Raw genomic sequence first — 16,015 nt, forward strand, 5'->3', positions numbered from 1 at the left:
TCGCGCGTCCACGACCGGTCGTGAGGCCCGCCACACCCGGCCGCGCCGGCCGCGGAGCCCACCGTGTCCCGGGTCATGCCGACTGCCAGGCCCACCGCCCCGGGACGCCTCTCATGACGCGTGCCGCATTAGTACGACCGCGTGCCCCCGCCTGTGGACAACCGGCACAGCCGTCCCGGGCGACCTGGCAGCATGGCGGTGTGACAGCAGCAACGCACTCCACCCTCATCCCGCAGGTACCGGACTCGGCCGACGCGGTGCTCGAAGGGCTCGACCCCGAGCAGCGCGAGGTCGCCACCGCCCTGCACGGTCCGGTGTGCGTGCTGGCCGGAGCGGGCACGGGCAAGACCCGCGCGATCACCCACCGCATCGCCTACGGGGTGCGCGCCGGCATCCTGGCCCCGTCCAGCGTGCTCGCCGTCACCTTCACCAACCGCGCCGCCGGGGAGATGCGCGGACGGCTGCGCCAGCTCGGCGCCCAGGGGGTCCAGGCCCGCACCTTCCACTCCGCCGCCCTGCGTCAGCTCCAGTACTTCTGGCCGAAAGCGATCGGTGGCTCCCTGCCCCGGCTCGTCGACCGAAAGGTCCAGCTCGTCGCCGACGCGGCCGCCGCCCTGGGCACCCGGCTCGACCGGAACGAGCTGCGGGACGTGACCGCCGAGATCGAATGGTCGAAGGTCACCCAGACCGTTCCCGCCGACTATCCGTACGCGGCTGCCAAGGCCGGCCGCGAGACCCCCCGCGACCCCGCCGAGATCGCCCACCTCTACGCGGCCTACGAGGACGTCAAACGCGACCGCTCACTGATCGACTTCGAGGACGTCCTGCTGCTGACGGTCGCCGTCCTCCAGGACCGGCGCGACATCGCCGAACAGGTCCGCGACCAGTACCAGCACTTCGTCGTGGACGAGTACCAGGACGTCAGCCCCCTCCAGCAGCGGCTGCTGGATCTGTGGCTCGGCGACCGCGACAACCTGTGCGTCGTCGGCGACGCCAGCCAGACGATCTACTCGTTCACGGGTGCAACGCCCGACCACCTCCTCGACTTCCGCGCCCGGCACCCCGGTGCCACCGTCGTGAAACTGGTCCGTGACTACCGCTCCACGCCCCAGGTGGTCCGTCTCGCCAACGGCCTGCTCGCCCAGGCCCGTGGTCGCGCCGCCGACCACCGGCTGGAACTCGTCTCCCAGCGCCCCCCGGGACCCGAGCCCGTCCACACCGAGTACACGGACGAGCCCGCCGAGGCCGAGGGTGCCGCCCGCCGTATCCGCGAGCTGATCGACGCGGGCGTCCCGGCCGCCGAGATCGCCGTCCTGTTCCGCACGAACTCCCAGTCCGAGACCTACGAGCAGGCTCTCGCCGACGCCGGCGTCCCTTACCAGTTGCGCGGCGCCGAGCGTTTCTTCGACCGGCCCGAGGTGCGCAAGGCCGGCATCGCCCTGCGCGGCGCGGCCCGCTTCGGCGGCAACGACTCCCTCCTCGACGACGTCGTGGACCTGCCCTCCCAGGTGCGCGCCGTCCTCTCCGGCGAGGGCTGGACCAGCGAACCCCCGGCCGGCTCCGGCGCCGTCAGGGAACGCTGGGAATCCCTGGCCGCCCTGGTCGGCCTCGCCCACGACCTCGCCGCCGCCAGACCGGGCGCCGCCCTCGCCGACTTCGTCACGGAACTGGACGAGCGGGCGAACGCCCAGCACGCCCCCACCGTCCAGGGCGTCACCCTCGCCTCCCTGCACGCCGCCAAGGGCCTGGAGTGGGACGTCGTCTTCCTGGTCGGCGTCGCCGAGGGCATGCTCCCCATCACCTACGCCAGGACCGACGAGCAGATCGAGGAGGAACGCCGCCTCCTCTACGTCGGCGTCACCCGCGCGCGGGAGCGGCTCCACGTCTCCTGGTCGCTGTCCCGCTCACCCGGTGGACGCCCCCATCGCAGACCGAGCCGCTTCCTCGACGGACTGCGCCCCGGCACCACTCCCACCGTCGGCCCCGCCGGCACCGGTGCGGGCGGTGGCGTCGAGCGTGGGGCCGTGGGCGGCGCCGCCCCGGTCCGGCGCCGCGCCCAGCGCACCCCCGCGCGCTGCCGGGTCTGCGGCCGGACACTCACCGACGCGGGCGAGATGAAGCTGATGCGCTGCGAGGACTGCCCCTCGGACATGGACGAAGGGCTCTACCAGCGGCTGCGGGAGTGGCGTGCCGTCCAGGCCGGGCGCAGTGGTCAGCCGGACTTCTGCGTCTTCACCGACCGGACCCTGATGGCCATCGCCGAGGCATGCCCGAAGAGCTCCGCCGAGCTGTCCCGCATCCCCGGCGTCCTCAGCCGCAAGCTGCGCAGCTACGGGGCCGATGTTTTGGCCATCTGCGCAGGCCAGGAGCCCGGCGAAGGTGGACTGGGCGAGTGATGAGAACTCGTCGGAAAAATAGTTTGCACATGCCCCGGCAATCCCCATAGGTTCTAGGCACGGAAGCAGCGGCCTTCTCGAAGGCACTGGTTCCGTGTTGTACTTGCACACCCGAACGGGCTGGGTTTCACCCCAGTCCCAGAGACGCCGAGAGGAGGCGAGTCCAGTGATCAGCATCAACATCAGCACCACCGTCAGCGCGGCCAAACTGACCGATCGCTCGACCGTCTCCACGTGCATGCTCGGCGCCTCGAACCAGGGCACCGGTCTGTCCGGCATCCGTGCCGCGCGCCCGGCGTCCTCCTCTGCCCTCACCGGGCTTCCCGTCCGTGAGCGCAATGAGCGACCGACCAAGGCACTGGAAGCGGTAACGGCACAGGCGCATGCCTATGCCTTTGCGGCGGCCGGTGCCGGATTCCGGAAGCAGACGAAGCAGTACCACCTGATGTGGGCCTTCCGTGGGCCAGAACCCTGGAGTGATCCAGCCTGATCATCGATCAGGCCGGCGCCTTCAGGGCCGCGGAACCCCATCCGGGATCCGCGGCCCTTCTGTTTGCCCCGAACGGGGAGGACGGAGCGAAGGGGCCTCGGGACAAGGAAGAACCCGGTACCCAGCCGACACCCGGTCAACAGGCCGGACCGACAAGACGAGGAAAACCCACCGTGCAACTCGAAGCGCACGCCCCGTCCGTACCGCCTTCGCGCACGATCCCCCCGCCCGGCCTCACGGAGGACTCCACCTTGATCCCCCTCACCGCGCTCACCGCGCTCGACGACGCCATCGAGAACCTCGGCGTACCCGTTCCCTGCCGTTCCTACGACCCGGAGGTCTTCTTCGCCGAGTCGCCGGCCGACGTCGAGTACGCCAAGTCCCTCTGCCGCACCTGCCCGCTGATGGAGGCCTGCCTCGCCGGCGCCAAGGAGCGGCGCGAGCCCTGGGGCGTCTGGGGTGGGGAGCTGTTCGTCCAGGGTGTCGTCGTCGCCCGGAAGCGGCCGCGTGGCCGCCCGCGGAAGAACCCGGTCACAGCATGAACATCGCAGGAACGATCGACCGCCCCCTCACGCACGACCCCAAGAAGCAGGCCCCGATGAAGCCGTCCACCAGCGAGCACACAGGCTCCGCGACCCCAGACTTCACCACCACCGGCGCAACCGAAGCGCGCCAGAACAGGAACCGTGAGATGCAACTCATGCAAGAAGCCCTGGCTCGTGCGCATATGCACGAGCGGCTCCATGACGCCGCACAAGAACGCCGGGCCGTGCGCCTGGCCACCGCCCGGCGGATGCAGCGCCGGGCCGAGCGCGCCTCGATGCGCGCCCGCCGCGCGCTCGCCATGGCCGTCATGCAGTAACGACCACAATTCCACAAGCGGTGGCCTCCCGGACCGGGGAGGCGAAACCTTCCCGCGGGGGCCGGTCCGGCCGAACGGACCGGCCCCCGCGGTGCGCTCCGCACGGCGTGCCCCCGGGCGCGGGGTTATCGTCGCCGGGTGACGAGTCTTCCCGGAGCAAGTGATCAGGGTGGCTCCATCGCGGAGCGCGCCATCCTCGTGTGCGCCCGCTGCGGCGTCCCGTCCGACGGCCCGCAGCCGGCCACCTGGACCTGCTCCGTGGAGAACGGCGACCGGCAGTACTTCTGCGACGCCTGCTCCCGCGAGAACCTGCGGGCCATCGAGGGGCGGCTGGACTCGGCCTGGTGGTGACCGGGCGTGCGGGAGCCGTACGGGAGCGAGCGTGCCGGCGCCGACGAGACCGACCACACCCGTCGCCCCAGGCTCAGGCCCGTGCCGCGAGGCGTCAGCGCGGGGTCAGGGGGGCGGGACCGTTCGTGCCGGGCCGGTGAGGTCCGGGCTCACGCACCCGCTGCCGGCTTCTCCTCCCCGGCCGGGTCGTCGGCCACGAAGCCCGGAAGCCACTCCTCCAGCTCCTGCCGCAGCCGGACCGTGGCGCCCAGCTGGCACAGCACGCCGATCGTGCTGAGCGTCACCCGGTGTATCAGCAGATACGCCGGCGGCAGGTTGAGCTGCTTGCCGAGCTGGTAGGCCGGGGAGCGCGGGTCGGCGATGCGCGCGGCCTGGCTGCGCATCCACGAGCGGGTGAAGGTGAACGCATCGACCCGGGCCGGTTCGATGATCGGCAGCAGGTAGTCGAGGACGGCGTCGGGGTCCAGCTCTATGGTCTCCTTCACGAACCCTTCCGAGCGCAGGAGTTCGTAGACCGACTCGGCGTCGCCGTCCAGCGTGAACCGCAACGAGACGCCGATCGGCAGCGGCAGACCGCCGGAGAGCCGGTCGACCGTGCCGAAGTCCAGGACCCCGAGGCGCCAGTCGTCCTCACCGGCGGGGCCGCCGGGCAGCAGCCGGAAGTTGCCGGGGTGCGGGTCGGCGTGCAGCAGGCCGGTGCGGGCCGGACCGGAGAACAGGAAGCGGGCCAGGAGCTGGCCGGCCCGGTCGCGCTGCTCCGGGGTGCCGTCCGTGATGATCTCCGACAGCGGGATGCCGTCGATCCACTCGGTCACCAGGACCTGCTCGCACTGGTGCACGACCGCCGGGACCACCACGTCCGGGTCGTCCGCGAACTCCTCGGCGTGCGCGGTCTGGGCCTGGGCCTCCAGCCCGTAGTCCAGTTCCTCGGAGACGCGGTCCCGCAGCTCCGCGATCAGCGGTTTGATGTCCATGCCCGGGATGAGTGGGCCCAGCAGCCGGGCGAAGCGGCTCAGTTGCCCCAGGTCGGACAGCAGAGCCTCGCCGGCGCCGGGGTACTGCACCTTGACCGCGACCTCGCGGCCGTCGTGCCACACCGCCCGGTGCACCTGCCCGATGGAGGCCGCGGCGGCCGGCTTGTCCTCGAACTCCTCGAACAGGTCGCGCCAGTCCGGGCCCAGCCGCTCCTGGAGCACCGCGTGCACCGTGCGGATCGGCATCGGCGGCGCGGCCTCCTGGAGCTTGGTGAGGGCCGCGCGGTAGGGGCCGGCGATCTCCTCGGGCAGCGCCGACTCGAAGACGGACATGGCCTGCCCGAACTTCATGGCGCCGCCCTTCAGCTCGCCGAGGACCTTGAAGAGCTGGTCCGCCGTCCGCTGTTGCAGTTCACGGCCGACGATCTCCGCGGACTCGCCCACGATCCGCTTGCCCAGCCCCCAGGTCGCCCGGCCGGCGAAGCCGAGCGGGAGCGCGGCGAGCTTGGCGGTCCGGGTGACCGCCTTGCGGGGAAGATCAGACATGCGCCCTCCAGGTCCCAGTCGGCCGCGCCGCGCCTGCCACGCGTCGGCGCTCCGTCGACGGCCGTTGCACCGCCATTGTCGCGCGTGGCGCCTCCATGGTTGATGAGTCCTCCCTTTTTGCCCTCTCCGCGGCTCCGCAACCGCATGCCGGATGCGGCCGGACCGGCCGGGCGTGCCAGTTCAGGCCGGGTACGGAGACCTCCCAGCGGGCTCCCGCGCTGGACGGCGACTCCCCGTCGAGGAAGGCCAGGGCGTGTGCCGCGGCGAGACCGGCGACGGTCGTGGCCAGGGCCAGGTCGCAGGCCCCGATCCGGCGGGCCCTGCCGGAGCGCCACTGGGCGATGAGCCGGGGCCAGACCGGGTCCCGGTCCGTGCGGTCCTCGTGCAGACAGCGGGCGCAGCCCGACTCGCCGGGCAGCACGAGCGGGCCGACGACGCCCGTGCCCTCCACGACACCGGCGTACAGATGAGGGGTGCCGGAGTCCATGAGGGGTTCGGCGGTGAACGGGTCCGGTGCGTGCACGGCGACGTCGTCCCGGGGCGCGAGGATCACCAGGGAGAGACCGGGCTCCTCGGCGCCGGGCCCGGGGGAGGGGGCGCGGCGCGGTGGACGGTCCGGTGCCGCGCGGCGGACGGCAGCGCGCGCCGCCGCGTCCCGGCGGGTGCCGAGCGCCTCGGCGGGCAGCCCGCCCGGCGCCACGTCCCACGGCTCCACGCGTCCCACGTCCCGTACGTCGACCTCGCCGACGCCGGCACCCGACAGCACCGACGCCAGTAGCGCGCCGACCCGGCCGGCGCCCCGCACCTGCACCCGCCGGGCCCGCCGGGCGGCGAGACGGGCCATCGCGCCGCCCGGTTCGGGTGTGGTCAGCGACAACGAGGCGAGGTCGGGCCGCAGGCGCTCCAGGACGTCCGTCCTCTCCCGCAGGGCGTCCGCGTCCGGCCCGCCGCCGCGCGCGTCGTCGACGAGGCCCGCGCGGGTCAGCCGCTCCACCAGAGCGTCGACATGGCCGTCCGGCACGTCCATGCGGCGGCCCTCCTCGCGCAGCAGGGGCAGGCCCCGGGTGCCGTCGAGCAGTTCCAGGAAGCTGCCCGTCGCCGTGGCCACCGGGCCCAGCGTCAGCGCGTGCGCCGGGGTCATCCCGAACTGCACCGTGTTGAGATCACGCCAGCCGCGCCGCAGCGCGGGCTTCATCACCGGATGCATGCCGGCCCCCGTTCCCGTTGTGACACCCCGGGCCTCCGGGACGTCCGTCCTGCCGGCGGAGCCGGTCGCGCTCCGCCGAGGTCTGCCAGCATGCCCGGCCCCGGGCGCCGGGCGCCGACGGTTGTCCACAGGCTGGGGAGTTCGTCGTACGAATCAGGAGCATGCCGGTGGGACGGGGACATGCCGGACCTTCGGCAGTCGGCCGGTCCGGGGCGGGCCGGACCGGCGGACCGGTCGTACGAATCAAACACATGGTGGGGGATCGGCAGGGAACGGTCCCGGAGCCGGGACTTTGCCCCCGCGTACCGGGTAACGTCGGGGCGTGTCCGCCGACCCCCTGCACAGCGCCGGAACGCCACCGCGCAGCACGACGAGCCCGCCGCCCGGTGGCTCGGGGGCGAGCGCGATCGAGGTCCGCAGAAGTGCCCGGCGCCGCCGGACCGTCTCCGCGTACCGCGAGGGCGATCGCACCATCGTGCTGATCCCCGCCCGGATGTCCAAGGCGGAGGAGCAGCGCTGGGTGAGTGTCATGCTGGACAAACTCGCTGCTCAGGAGAGCAGGCGCGTGCTGGGCGACGCCGAGCTGGGCGAGCGCGCGGAGCGGCTGTCGGCCCAGTACTTCGCCGGCCGCGCCCGGCCGGCCTCCGTGCGCTGGGTCACCAACCAGAACACGCGCTGGGGCTCGTGCACCCCGGCCGAGGGCAGCATCCGGCTCTCGCACCGCTTGCAGGGGATGCCCGACTACGTCGTCGACTACGTGCTCTGCCACGAGCTGGCGCACCTGCTGGTCCCCGGTCACGGGCCCGACTTCTGGCGGCTGCTGGAGGCCTATCCGCGCACCGAGCGGGCCCGCGGCTACCTGGAAGGGGTGGTCGCCGCCGGGCGGCTGCCGCACGTGCCCGGCGCGCGGGACGAGCGGGAGGCCTGAGCCCGGGCGTGCGAGCGGGCGGGCGCGGTTGTGTACCGGGTTCGTACCGACGACGGCCGCCCGGAGCCGTTGTCGGTCTTTGCCGTTAGCCTGGCGCGACGCACTCACATTCGGGATGGGGGACGGTCGTAACGCATGGCCAGGGACTTCCAACGCGGCCACAAGGCCAGGATCAGTGACCTCACGGCGGGCACGGATCTGTACGTAGGCGTGCAGATCTCCGCCCCCGGACTGACCTTCGACATCAGCTGCTTCGGCCTGGACGCCGACGAGCGTCTTACGGACGACCGGTACTTCGTCTTCTTCAACCAGCCGAAGTCCCCGGAGGAGTCCGTCCAGCTGCTGGGCGCCCAGGCGGGCGACACGGAGTCGTTCCGGATCACGCTCGACCGTGTCCCCGCGCACATCCGGAGGCTGTCCTTCACCGCGACCATCGACGGTGCCGGGCAGATGTCGCAGGTCGCGCCCGGTTATCTGCGGATCGTGGCGGGCGGCGAGGAGGTCGCGCGGTACTCCTTCAGCGGCGCGGAGTTCTCCACCGAGCGGGCCGTGATGCTCGGTGACTTCTACTTCAAGGACGGATGGCGCTTCGCCGCCGTCGGGCAGGGTTTCGACGGCGGTCTGGAGGCGCTGCTGAAGAACTTCGGCGGCGAGGTGGCGGAGGAGGTGGAGACCCCCGCCGCCCCGCAGCAGCCGCAGCCCGGCGCGACCCCCGGCTTCGCGCCGCCCGCCCAGGCCACGGCCCCGCCCGCGTTCGGCGCCCCCGCCCCCGCCCAGGCCACGGCCCCGCCCGCGTTCGGTGCCCCCGCCCCCGCCCAGGCGCCCGCACCGGTCTTCGGGGCCGCCCCGGCACCCGCCCCGCAGGGTTTCGCCCCGCCGCCCGGCCACACCCCGCCCCCCGCCCCGACCATGCACGGCGCGCCGACGGTCATCGCCCCGATGACCCCGCCCACGGCCGGCACCGTGCCGCCGCCGGCCCCCGCGCCCTACGGCCGGCCGCCCCAGCAGCCGTCGTACGGCGGCGGGCCCGGCGCGCCGCTGCCCCCGGGCTACGGCGGCCGGCCGGCCCCGCCCCAGCCGCCCGGCTACGGCCAGGTCCCCGGCCAGCAGGCCGCCCCCTACCAAGTGCCGCAGGGCGCGCCCCAGGGCGGCGCGGGGGTGACGGCCGCGCTCCAGGCCTTCAAGGAGACGCCGACCGGGCAACGCTGGACGCAGCAGAACAAGAAGCTGATCCGCGTCGACCTCGGCATCGGCGGCCAGCCCGTGCTGGCCCGGCAGGGCAGCATGGTGCTCTACCAGGGCAAGGTCGACTTCAGCTACAAGGGCGCCGGTTTCGCCGGGCGGATCGTCGGCAACGCCACCGGCCAGGAGATGCAGCTGATGCGCTGCACCGGCCAGGGCCAGGTGTTCCTCGCCGACAACGCCACCCATCTGCACCCCGTCGAACTACAGGGCGACGCCATCTGCGTGTCGGCCGAGAACGTCCTCGCCTTCGACGAGAGCCTCCAGTACGAGGTCCGCCGCGTCGAGGGTCACGGCATCCCGGGCGGTGCGCTCTTCACGATGCAGTTCCAGGGCACCGGCACGATCGTCGTCAAGACACACGGCACGCCCGTGGTGCTGCCGGTCACGCCGACCACCTTCGCCGACTGCAACGCCGTCGTGGCCTGGTCGGCCGCCTCCCAGGTGATCGTCTCCAGCCAGGTCCGGATGCGCCGCAACGCCTACCCGGGTGACACCGGCGAGAGCGTCAACCTCCAGTTCCGGGGCGCGCCCGGCAACTTCATCGTCGTCCAGCCGTACGAGGTCTGAGGGAGCCCGTCATGAACCAGCCGCTCGCGGGCTTCGCCCCCGCACCCGTCACCGCCCGCATGGAGAACCACGGCAGTCACATGCTGAAGGTCGCCCTCCAGACCGGGAACGACCTCCTCGCGCGCGTGGGGTCGATGGTCGCCTACGAGGGCTTCGTCCAGTACGAGCCCAACCCGCCGGCCGTCCGCCAGATCGCCCGCGACTGGGTCACCGGCGAGGGCGCGCCGCTGATGAAGTGCTCCGGTGACGGCCTGCTCTATCTCGCCGACTACGGCGCCGACGTGGTCGTGATCAACCTCGACGGCGACGGCATCTCCGTCAACGCCACCAACCTCCTCGCCTTCGACGCGCACCTCACCTGGGGTGTCGAGCGCGTGAAGGGGCTCGCCAAGTTCGCCGGACAGGGCCTGTGGAACACCAGGATCTCCGGGCAGGGCTGGGTCGCGCTGACCTCCCGGGGCAAGCCGGTCGTCGTCGACTGCGGTGGCGGCGAGGACGAGACGTACGTCGACCCGGACGCGCTCGTCGCCTGGTCACCGAACCTGAAGGTGAAGGGCAAGCGCAGCTTCAAGGCGCAGTCGCTGATCGGCCGGGGCAGCGGTGAGGCCTATCAGATGGCCTTCTCCGGCCAGGGCATCGTCGTCGTCCAGCCCAGCGAGGACAGCACCGACCGGCTTCGGTTCCGGGGCTGAGGGGGAGTCAGAGAACGCCATGCAGAGTCCGCTTTTCGCGCACAACGATTCCCAGACGCGGGAACGCTGGAGCCTCCAGAACACCCAGATGCTCCGCATCACCCTGGAGGGTCACGACGACCTCCTCGCCCGCAAGGGGACCATGGTCGCCTACCAGGGCCTGGTCGAGTTCGACGCCGAGTACCGCGCCAACGGCCAGGCACGCGCGCGTGCCTACACCGGCGAGGGCCTGGACCTGATGCGCTGCCACGGGCAGGGCACCGTCTACCTGGCCAACCTCGCCCAGCACGTGCACATCATGGACGTGGACCAGGACGGACTGACCGTCGACAGCTCCTACGTCCTCGCCATGGACTCCTCGCTGCACCACGAGGTCATCGCCGTCGACAGCCTCTACGGCATCTCCGGCTCCGGGAAGTACCAGCTCAACATCACCGGGCGCGGCAAGGTGGCCCTGATGACGTCGGGGGCGCCGCTGCTGATGCGGGTCACACCCGACACGTACGTCAACTGTGACGCCGACGCGATCGTGGCCTGGTCGACCGGGCTGCGCGTGCAGATGCAGGCCCAGACGCACTCCTCCGGGGTGTGGCGCCGGCGCGGCAGCACGGGTGAGGGCTGGGAGCTGAGCTTCATGGGGTCCGGGTTCGCGCTCGTCCAGCCCAGCGAGCTGCTGCCGCCGCAGAACGCCCAGATCGGACAGGGCCTCGCCGCGCAGTTCGGCATGGGGCAGCAGGGGGCGCGCGGCCAGAACCAGGGGAACGTCTGGAGCTGAGTCACGGCGGGCGCGGGGGGTGACCGTCACGGCGGTCACCCCCGCACCGCCGTCAGAGCCTGGCGCGGACGGCGTCCAGCAGGCGCACGACCGACTCGTCCGCCACGCCCGCCACCTCGTCGTAGGCGTACCAGCGCAGGTCGAGCGACTCGTCGCTGATCTCGTGCACCGCGCCGGGCGGGGCCAGCACCGCGTACTGGACGTCGAAGTGCCAGTGGCACGGCGCGGGGATCGGATGCCGGTCCAGGCGCACCGGGCCGCCGGGCAGCGGCGTCAGCCCGGCGATGCCGGACTCCTCGGCCGCCTCCCGCAGGGCCGCCTCCCGCAGCGTGGCGTCACCCGGTTCGCAGTGGCCGCCCATCTGGAGCCACATCCGCAGTTTGCGGTGCAGGGTGAGCAGCACCCGGTCGTGCTGGGGGTCGACCACCAGGGCGCTGGCCGTGATGTGGCCCGCGTGGCAGGCCTTCCACATGCCGTCCGGATGCGCCGCCAGGTGGTCCAGGTAGGCCTGGCGCAGCTCGGGCTGGCCCTCGTACCCCTTCAGGACGAGGACCGCGTCGTCGTACAGGCTCACTCGGCGTCGTCGCCCTTGCCCTCGTCGTCCTTGCCGTCGGCCTTCGCGTCGCCGTCCTTCTTGCGCAGGTCGGGGCCGCCCGCCGAGCCGTGCGCGGCCTCGCCGAGCATTTTGTCCAGCTCGGAGAAGTCCAGCTGCTCGCGGTGCACGAACCCGTCCGGGTCGTCCAGGTCGGTCGCGGTCGGCAGCATGTCCGGGTGGGCCCACAGGCCGTCCCGGCCGTCGACCCCGCGGGCGTCCGTGAGCGAGGCCCACAGGCGCGAGGCGTCCCGCAGCCGGCGCGGGCGCAGCTCCAGGCCGATCAGCGTCGCGAACGTCTGCTCCGCCGGCCCACCGGTGGCACGGCGGCGGCGCAGCGTCTCGCGCAGGGCGTCGGCGGACGACAGACGCGGTTTCGCGGCCGCGTGGACCACCGCGTCCACCCAGCCCTCCACGAGCGCCAGCGCGGTCTCCAGACGGGCCAGCGCGGCCTTCTGCTCGGGCGTGTCCTCGGGCTGGAACATGCCCTGCTGGAGCGCGTCCTGCAACTGCTCGGGGTTCTGCGGGTCGAACTGGCCGACCACGTCCTCCAGCTTCGCCGTGTCGACCTTGATGCCGCGCGCGTAGCCGTCGACCGCGCCGAACAGGTGCGAACGCAGCCACGGCACGTGCGCGAAGAGACGCTGGTGGGCGGCCTCCCGCAGAGCCAGGTACAGCCGTACCTCCTCCTGCGGCACGCCCAAATCCTTGCCGAACGCCTCCACGTTCGCCGGGAGCAGGGCGGCCCGCCCGGACGGGCCCAGCGGCAGGCCGATGTCGGTCGAACCGACGACCTCGCCCGCGAGCACGCCGACGGCCTGCCCGATCTGCGTGCCGAACATGGCGCCGCCCATCGAGCGCATCATGCCGATCAGCGGGCCCGCCATGGCCTGCATCTCCTCCGGCAGGACGTCGCCCATGGCCGCGCCGACGCGCTCGGCGACCGGGTCCACCAGCTCCTTCCAGGCGGGCAGGGTCGCCTCGACCCACTCCGCGCGCGACCAGGCCACCGCCGAGGCGGAACCCGACGGCAGGGACGTGGCGTCGTCCAGCCACAGGTCGGCCAGGCGGACGGCCTCCTCGACCGCCCGGCGCTCGGCCGGGCCGATGCTGGCGTCCTTCGTGCCGTCCGGCGTGCCCTGGGAGACCGTCTGGCGGGCGATCTGCTTGGCCATGTCCCAGTTCACCGGACCGCCCTCGTACGAGAGCATCTGGCCCAGCTGCTGGAAGGCCGCGCCCAGGTCGGTGGGGTTCAGGGAACCGAACATGGCCGCGAGCGGATTGTCGGCGCCCGGGCCGCCGAAGCCCCCGGCTCCGGGCAGGTCGCCGAAACCGAACGGACTGCCCGGTCCCTGCCCACCACCGCTCTGCTGGTCCTTCTTCTTGCCCTCGTCGCCGTCCTCCGGCTCCTCCGGCGGAAGGCCGAAACCGAATGGGGTGTCACTCACAGGATTCCTCGGCTGGTAAGGCCACCGGTTTCGCTCCGGCGGCGCGGCTGCCCGACAACACCACCCAGCGTAGACACCCGGACCCGATCGGGCCTCGGTGCTTGGCCCACGGAAGGCCTGCGGCAGGATGGATGCACCTGGTACGTACGCGTCAGTCGCGCCCGTACTGAAGACAACCGCTGGAGACGCCCGGTGAGTTCCCCAGATCCGCAGGTTCGCGCAGCGCGAAACCCCTCAACCCCTCCCGCCGCGCGCGGGCCCGTCGTCGCGGTGACCGGCGCCGCCGACGGGGTCGGCGCCCTGCTCACCGAGCGGCTCGCCGCGTCCGGGGAGGTCAGACAGGTCCTCGCCATCGACGAGCGGCGCGGTGAGTGCGCCGACGCGCAGTGGCACATCCTCGACGTGCGCGACCCCGCGATCGCGGACAAGCTGCGGGGCGCCGACGTGGTCGTCCACCTCGCGCTCGACATCGATCTGGAGACCGATTCGGCGGCGCGCACGGCTTACAACGTCCGGGGGACGCAGACCGTCCTGACCGCCGCCGCGGCGGCCGGGGTGCACCGGGTGGTGCTGTGCACCTCGGCGATGGTCTACGGCGCGCTGCCGGACAACGAGCTGCCGCTGTCGGAGGACGCCGAGCTGCGGGCCACCGCGGAGGCGACCGGGGTCGGGGACCTGCTGGAGATCGAACGGCTGGCCCGGCGGGCTCCGCGCGCGCACCCGGGACTGAACGTCACCGTGGTACGGCCGGCCGTCCTCGTCGGCGGGACCGACACCGCGCTGACCAGGTACTTCGAGTCGCCACGGCTGCTCGTCGTCGCCGGGTCGCGGCCCGCGTGGCAGTTCTGCCATGTCGAGGACCTGTGCAGTGCTCTGGAGTACGCCGTCCTGGAGAAGGTCGACGGGGAGCTGGCCGTCGGCTGCGACGGGTGGCTGGAGCAGGAGGAGGTCGAGGAGCTGAGCGGGATCCGGCGGATGGAGCTGCCGTCGGCGGTCGCGCTCGGCGCGGCGGCCCGGCTGCACCGGATCGGGCTCACCCCGTCCCCGGCGGGGGACCTGGCCTACACGATGTACCCCTGGGTGGTCAGCGGGAGCCGGCTGCACGACGCCGGGTGGCGCCCGAAGTGGACCAACGAGGAGGTGCTCGCGCAGCTCCTGGAGGAGGTGTCCGGGCGGCACACGGTGGCCGGACGGCGGCTGGGACGCAAGGACGCGACGGCGGCGGGCGCCGCGGGGGCGACGGTGGCCCTGCTCGGCGCGGCGGCTGTCGTACGGCGTGCCCGGAAGGCCCGGCGCCGGGTGTGAGCCCCGGGGGGGCCTGAGCCCCGGGGGCGGGCCTGAGCCCCGGGGCGCCTGACCTGGGACTCCGGCCGACGGGCTCCGCCCCGTGAGCCCCGCGTGGGCGCTTGGCGCCCGAGTCCTGGGGCAGGCCGGTGCCGGCCGCTTGCCGTGTTCCGGGCCCGGCCGGTGCCGGCCGCGGCGGCTGTTGTCGTACGGCGGACTCCGGCGCCGGGTGTGAGCCCCAGGGCACCGGTCGACGGGCTCCGCGCCCCGTGAGCTCCGCGTGCGCCCCCGCACTCGCCTCCTGGGCCCGACCCTGTGCCGACCGCGGTGGCTGTTGTCGTACGGCGGGCCCGGAAGGCCCGGCGCCGGGTGTGAGCCCCGGGGCCCGGCCCTGGGGACCCCCGCCGCCGGGCTCCGCCCCGTGAGCCCCGCGGGCCCGCCCGCACTCGCCTCCTGGGCCCCGTCCTGCCCGCCCGGCTGCCGCTGCCGCTGACCGGACCCGGTTGCTGTCCGGCCGGCACTCGTCTCCTGGGCTCGGCCGGTGTGGGCCGGGCTGCTGTCTTCCGGGGTCTCGCCCCTGCGGGCCCGGGCTGCTGTCTTCCGGGGTCTCACCCCTGCCGGCCCGGCTGCCACCCCCTGGCCGCTGGCCCGTGCCGGGCTGCTGCCGTCTCTCGGACCCGGACCCGGACCCGGACCCGGACCCGGACCCGAACCCGGACCCGGACCCGGACCCGAACCCGGACGCGCCCTACAGCCATGCCGCGGCGTGGCTGTAGGAGCATCCAAGGTGGCACGCGCGTGTGACGGGTGAACCTCGTATTCCCCGATGCCGGGCGGGTGCGGCACGATGGGGCCATGGCGCACACGAACGACCACCCCGGTGAGCAGGCCGCCCCGGACCCCATCAGGCTGATCGGCATCCGGGAGACCGCGCTCTGTGTGGACGAGGTGTTCCGGGCCGTCGGGGACGACGCGGCCGGGGGCATCGCGCTGTTCGTGGGCACCGTGCGCAACCACGACGGGGGCGCCGACGTGGACGCCCTCGGCTACTCGTGCCATCCCAGCGCCGAGGCCGAGATGCGGCGGATCGCCGAGAAGGTCGTCGCCGGCCACCCCGTGCGGGCGCTGGCCGCCGTCCACCGGGTGGGCGACCTCAGGGTCGGGGACCTCGCCGTCGTCGTCGCCGTGGCCTGCCCGCACCGCGCGGAGGCCTTCGACGCCTGCCGGCAACTGATCGACGACCTCAAGCACGAGGTGCCGATCTGGAAGCACCAGAGTTTCTCGGACGGCACCGAGGAGTGGGTCGGCGCCTGCTGACCCCCGTTCGGCGGCGGCGTTCCCCCGATCGCCGTCACGTCCGGCCCGTCCGGTTGCGTAACCGGCACCCTGGCGTGAGCGTTGTCCCTGCGGACGGTTAATCTGCTGATCAGTCAGTTGCGGACGCTCATGGGTACGGAGGTCGGCATGGCGGTGCTTGTCTGGCTGCTGATCCCGCTGGTGGCCGCGGTCGGCGGCGGCCTGTGGGGCAGTTGGGCCAATCGGACGCGCAAGGCGCGCAGTGACGGGCCTGAGCTGGACGGATACGCCCGGTTCCGCGAGGCGATGGAGCGGTCCCACACGGGCGCGGGCGAAGCCTGACGGGGGTGCCCTGACAGTGC

General features: G+C 73.1%; 16 protein-coding genes. 12 read left to right on the forward strand and 4 right to left on the reverse strand.

Going from position 1 to position 16,015, the window contains the following annotated elements:
* Positions 1-113: 113 nt before the first annotated feature.
* The 5 genes from ABZ117_RS12280 to ABZ117_RS12300 all read left to right on the forward strand — a co-directional run bounded on the left by ABZ117_RS12280 (position 114) and on the right by ABZ117_RS12300 (position 4,099).
* Positions 114-2,396, forward strand: coding sequence for an ATP-dependent DNA helicase UvrD2 (locus ABZ117_RS12280; protein ID WP_356819896.1), 2,283 nt, complete (start codon positions 114-116; stop codon positions 2,394-2,396).
* Positions 2,397-2,562: 166 nt separating this feature from the next.
* Complete coding sequence (locus ABZ117_RS12285) at positions 2,563-2,886, forward strand: hypothetical protein (RefSeq protein WP_356819898.1); 324 nt, start codon at positions 2,563-2,565, stop codon at positions 2,884-2,886.
* Positions 2,887-3,059: 173 nt separating this feature from the next.
* On the forward strand, positions 3,060-3,428 hold the full coding sequence (locus ABZ117_RS12290; RefSeq protein WP_250403421.1) for a WhiB family transcriptional regulator: 369 nt from the start codon (positions 3,060-3,062) through the stop codon (positions 3,426-3,428).
* Positions 3,425-3,748 (forward strand): hypothetical protein, encoded by a 324-nt coding sequence (locus ABZ117_RS12295; protein ID WP_356819900.1) that lies wholly within the window; start codon positions 3,425-3,427, stop codon positions 3,746-3,748. Before ABZ117_RS12290 ends, ABZ117_RS12295 begins: the two co-directional genes overlap by 4 nt.
* Before the next feature lie 138 nt (positions 3,749-3,886).
* Entirely contained in the window at positions 3,887-4,099 is a 213-nt protein-coding gene (locus ABZ117_RS12300; protein WP_356819902.1) for a hypothetical protein, read from the forward strand.
* A gap of 149 nt (positions 4,100-4,248) precedes the next feature.
* Here the strand turns inward: ABZ117_RS12300 and ABZ117_RS12305 are convergent, their stop codons facing one another.
* Both ABZ117_RS12305 and ABZ117_RS12310 read right to left on the reverse strand, forming a co-directional pair.
* Positions 4,249-5,619 carry an AarF/ABC1/UbiB kinase family protein gene (locus ABZ117_RS12305; protein WP_356819903.1) on the reverse strand — a complete coding sequence of 457 codons (1,371 nt, stop codon included), beginning with the start codon at positions 5,617-5,619 and terminating at the stop codon, positions 4,249-4,251.
* A complete protein-coding gene (locus tag ABZ117_RS12310) occupies positions 5,612-6,826 on the reverse strand; it encodes a TOMM precursor leader peptide-binding protein (protein ID WP_356819905.1) in 1,215 nt (404 codons plus the stop codon). The genes ABZ117_RS12305 and ABZ117_RS12310 overlap by 8 nt, the downstream gene beginning before the upstream one ends.
* A gap of 322 nt (positions 6,827-7,148) precedes the next feature.
* Between ABZ117_RS12310 and ABZ117_RS12315 the strand changes: the two genes are divergently transcribed.
* The 4 genes from ABZ117_RS12315 (at position 7,149) to ABZ117_RS12330 (ending at position 11,033) form a co-directional block, all read left to right on the forward strand.
* Entirely contained in the window at positions 7,149-7,754 is a 606-nt protein-coding gene (locus tag ABZ117_RS12315) for a M48 family metallopeptidase (RefSeq protein WP_356819907.1), read from the forward strand.
* 135 nt (positions 7,755-7,889) lie between these two features.
* Entirely contained in the window at positions 7,890-9,566 is a 1,677-nt protein-coding gene (locus tag ABZ117_RS12320) for a TerD family protein (RefSeq protein ID WP_356819909.1), read from the forward strand.
* 11 nt (positions 9,567-9,577) lie between these two features.
* Entirely contained in the window at positions 9,578-10,258 is a 681-nt protein-coding gene (locus ABZ117_RS12325; protein ID WP_356819910.1) for an AIM24 family protein, read from the forward strand.
* A 19-nt stretch (positions 10,259-10,277) separates the two neighbouring features.
* Positions 10,278-11,033: an AIM24 family protein gene (locus tag ABZ117_RS12330; protein ID WP_356819912.1), complete on the forward strand. Its 756-nt coding sequence runs from the start codon at positions 10,278-10,280 to the stop codon at positions 11,031-11,033.
* A 52-nt stretch (positions 11,034-11,085) separates the two neighbouring features.
* Here the strand turns inward: ABZ117_RS12330 and ABZ117_RS12335 are convergent, their stop codons facing one another.
* Positions 11,086-11,607 (reverse strand): NUDIX hydrolase, encoded by a 522-nt coding sequence (locus tag ABZ117_RS12335; RefSeq protein ID WP_356819914.1) that lies wholly within the window; start codon positions 11,605-11,607, stop codon positions 11,086-11,088.
* A complete protein-coding gene (locus ABZ117_RS12340; protein ID WP_356819916.1) occupies positions 11,604-13,073 on the reverse strand; it encodes a zinc-dependent metalloprotease in 1,470 nt (489 codons plus the stop codon). The genes ABZ117_RS12335 and ABZ117_RS12340 overlap by 4 nt, the downstream gene beginning before the upstream one ends.
* Positions 13,074-13,265: 192 nt before the next feature.
* On the opposite strand from ABZ117_RS12340, the gene ABZ117_RS12345 reads away from it, so the two are divergent.
* The 3 genes from ABZ117_RS12345 (at position 13,266) to ABZ117_RS12355 (ending at position 15,995) form a co-directional block, all read left to right on the forward strand.
* Entirely contained in the window at positions 13,266-14,378 is a 1,113-nt protein-coding gene (locus tag ABZ117_RS12345; protein WP_356819918.1) for an SDR family oxidoreductase, read from the forward strand.
* Between the two features lie 834 nt (positions 14,379-15,212).
* A complete protein-coding gene (locus tag ABZ117_RS12350) occupies positions 15,213-15,674 on the forward strand; it encodes a molybdenum cofactor biosynthesis protein MoaE (protein WP_356819920.1) in 462 nt (153 codons plus the stop codon).
* Between the two features lie 147 nt (positions 15,675-15,821).
* Positions 15,822-15,995 carry a hypothetical protein gene (locus tag ABZ117_RS12355; RefSeq protein ID WP_356819922.1) on the forward strand — a complete coding sequence of 58 codons (174 nt, stop codon included), beginning with the start codon at positions 15,822-15,824 and terminating at the stop codon, positions 15,993-15,995.
* Positions 15,996-16,015: the final 20 nt, after the last annotated feature.

The sequence above is a fragment of the Streptomyces sp. NPDC006309 genome, from assembly GCF_040613095.1.
In the GTDB taxonomy this organism is placed as follows: Bacteria; Actinomycetota; Actinomycetes; order Streptomycetales; family Streptomycetaceae; genus Streptomyces.

Bases quoted from the DNA above. Each gene is read 5' to 3' on its own strand.
- ABZ117_RS12310 (WP_356819905.1), bottom strand. From the start codon at position 6,826: ATGCATCCGGTGATGAAGCCCGCGCTGCGGCGCGGCTGGCGTGATCTC.
- ABZ117_RS12305 (WP_356819903.1), bottom strand. From the start codon at position 5,619: ATGTCTGATCTTCCCCGCAAGGCGGTCACCCGGACCGCCAAGCTCGCC.
- ABZ117_RS12355 (WP_356819922.1), top strand. From the start codon at position 15,822: ATGGCGGTGCTTGTCTGGCTGCTGATCCCGCTGGTGGCCGCGGTCGGC.
- ABZ117_RS12325 (WP_356819910.1), top strand. From the start codon at position 9,578: ATGAACCAGCCGCTCGCGGGCTTCGCCCCCGCACCCGTCACCGCCCGC.
- ABZ117_RS12330 (WP_356819912.1), top strand. From the start codon at position 10,278: ATGCAGAGTCCGCTTTTCGCGCACAACGATTCCCAGACGCGGGAACGC.
- ABZ117_RS12295 (WP_356819900.1), top strand. From the start codon at position 3,425: ATGAACATCGCAGGAACGATCGACCGCCCCCTCACGCACGACCCCAAG.
- ABZ117_RS12350 (WP_356819920.1), top strand. From the start codon at position 15,213: ATGGCGCACACGAACGACCACCCCGGTGAGCAGGCCGCCCCGGACCCC.
- ABZ117_RS12280 (WP_356819896.1), top strand. From the start codon at position 114: ATGACGCGTGCCGCATTAGTACGACCGCGTGCCCCCGCCTGTGGACAA.
- ABZ117_RS12320 (WP_356819909.1), top strand. From the start codon at position 7,890: ATGGCCAGGGACTTCCAACGCGGCCACAAGGCCAGGATCAGTGACCTC.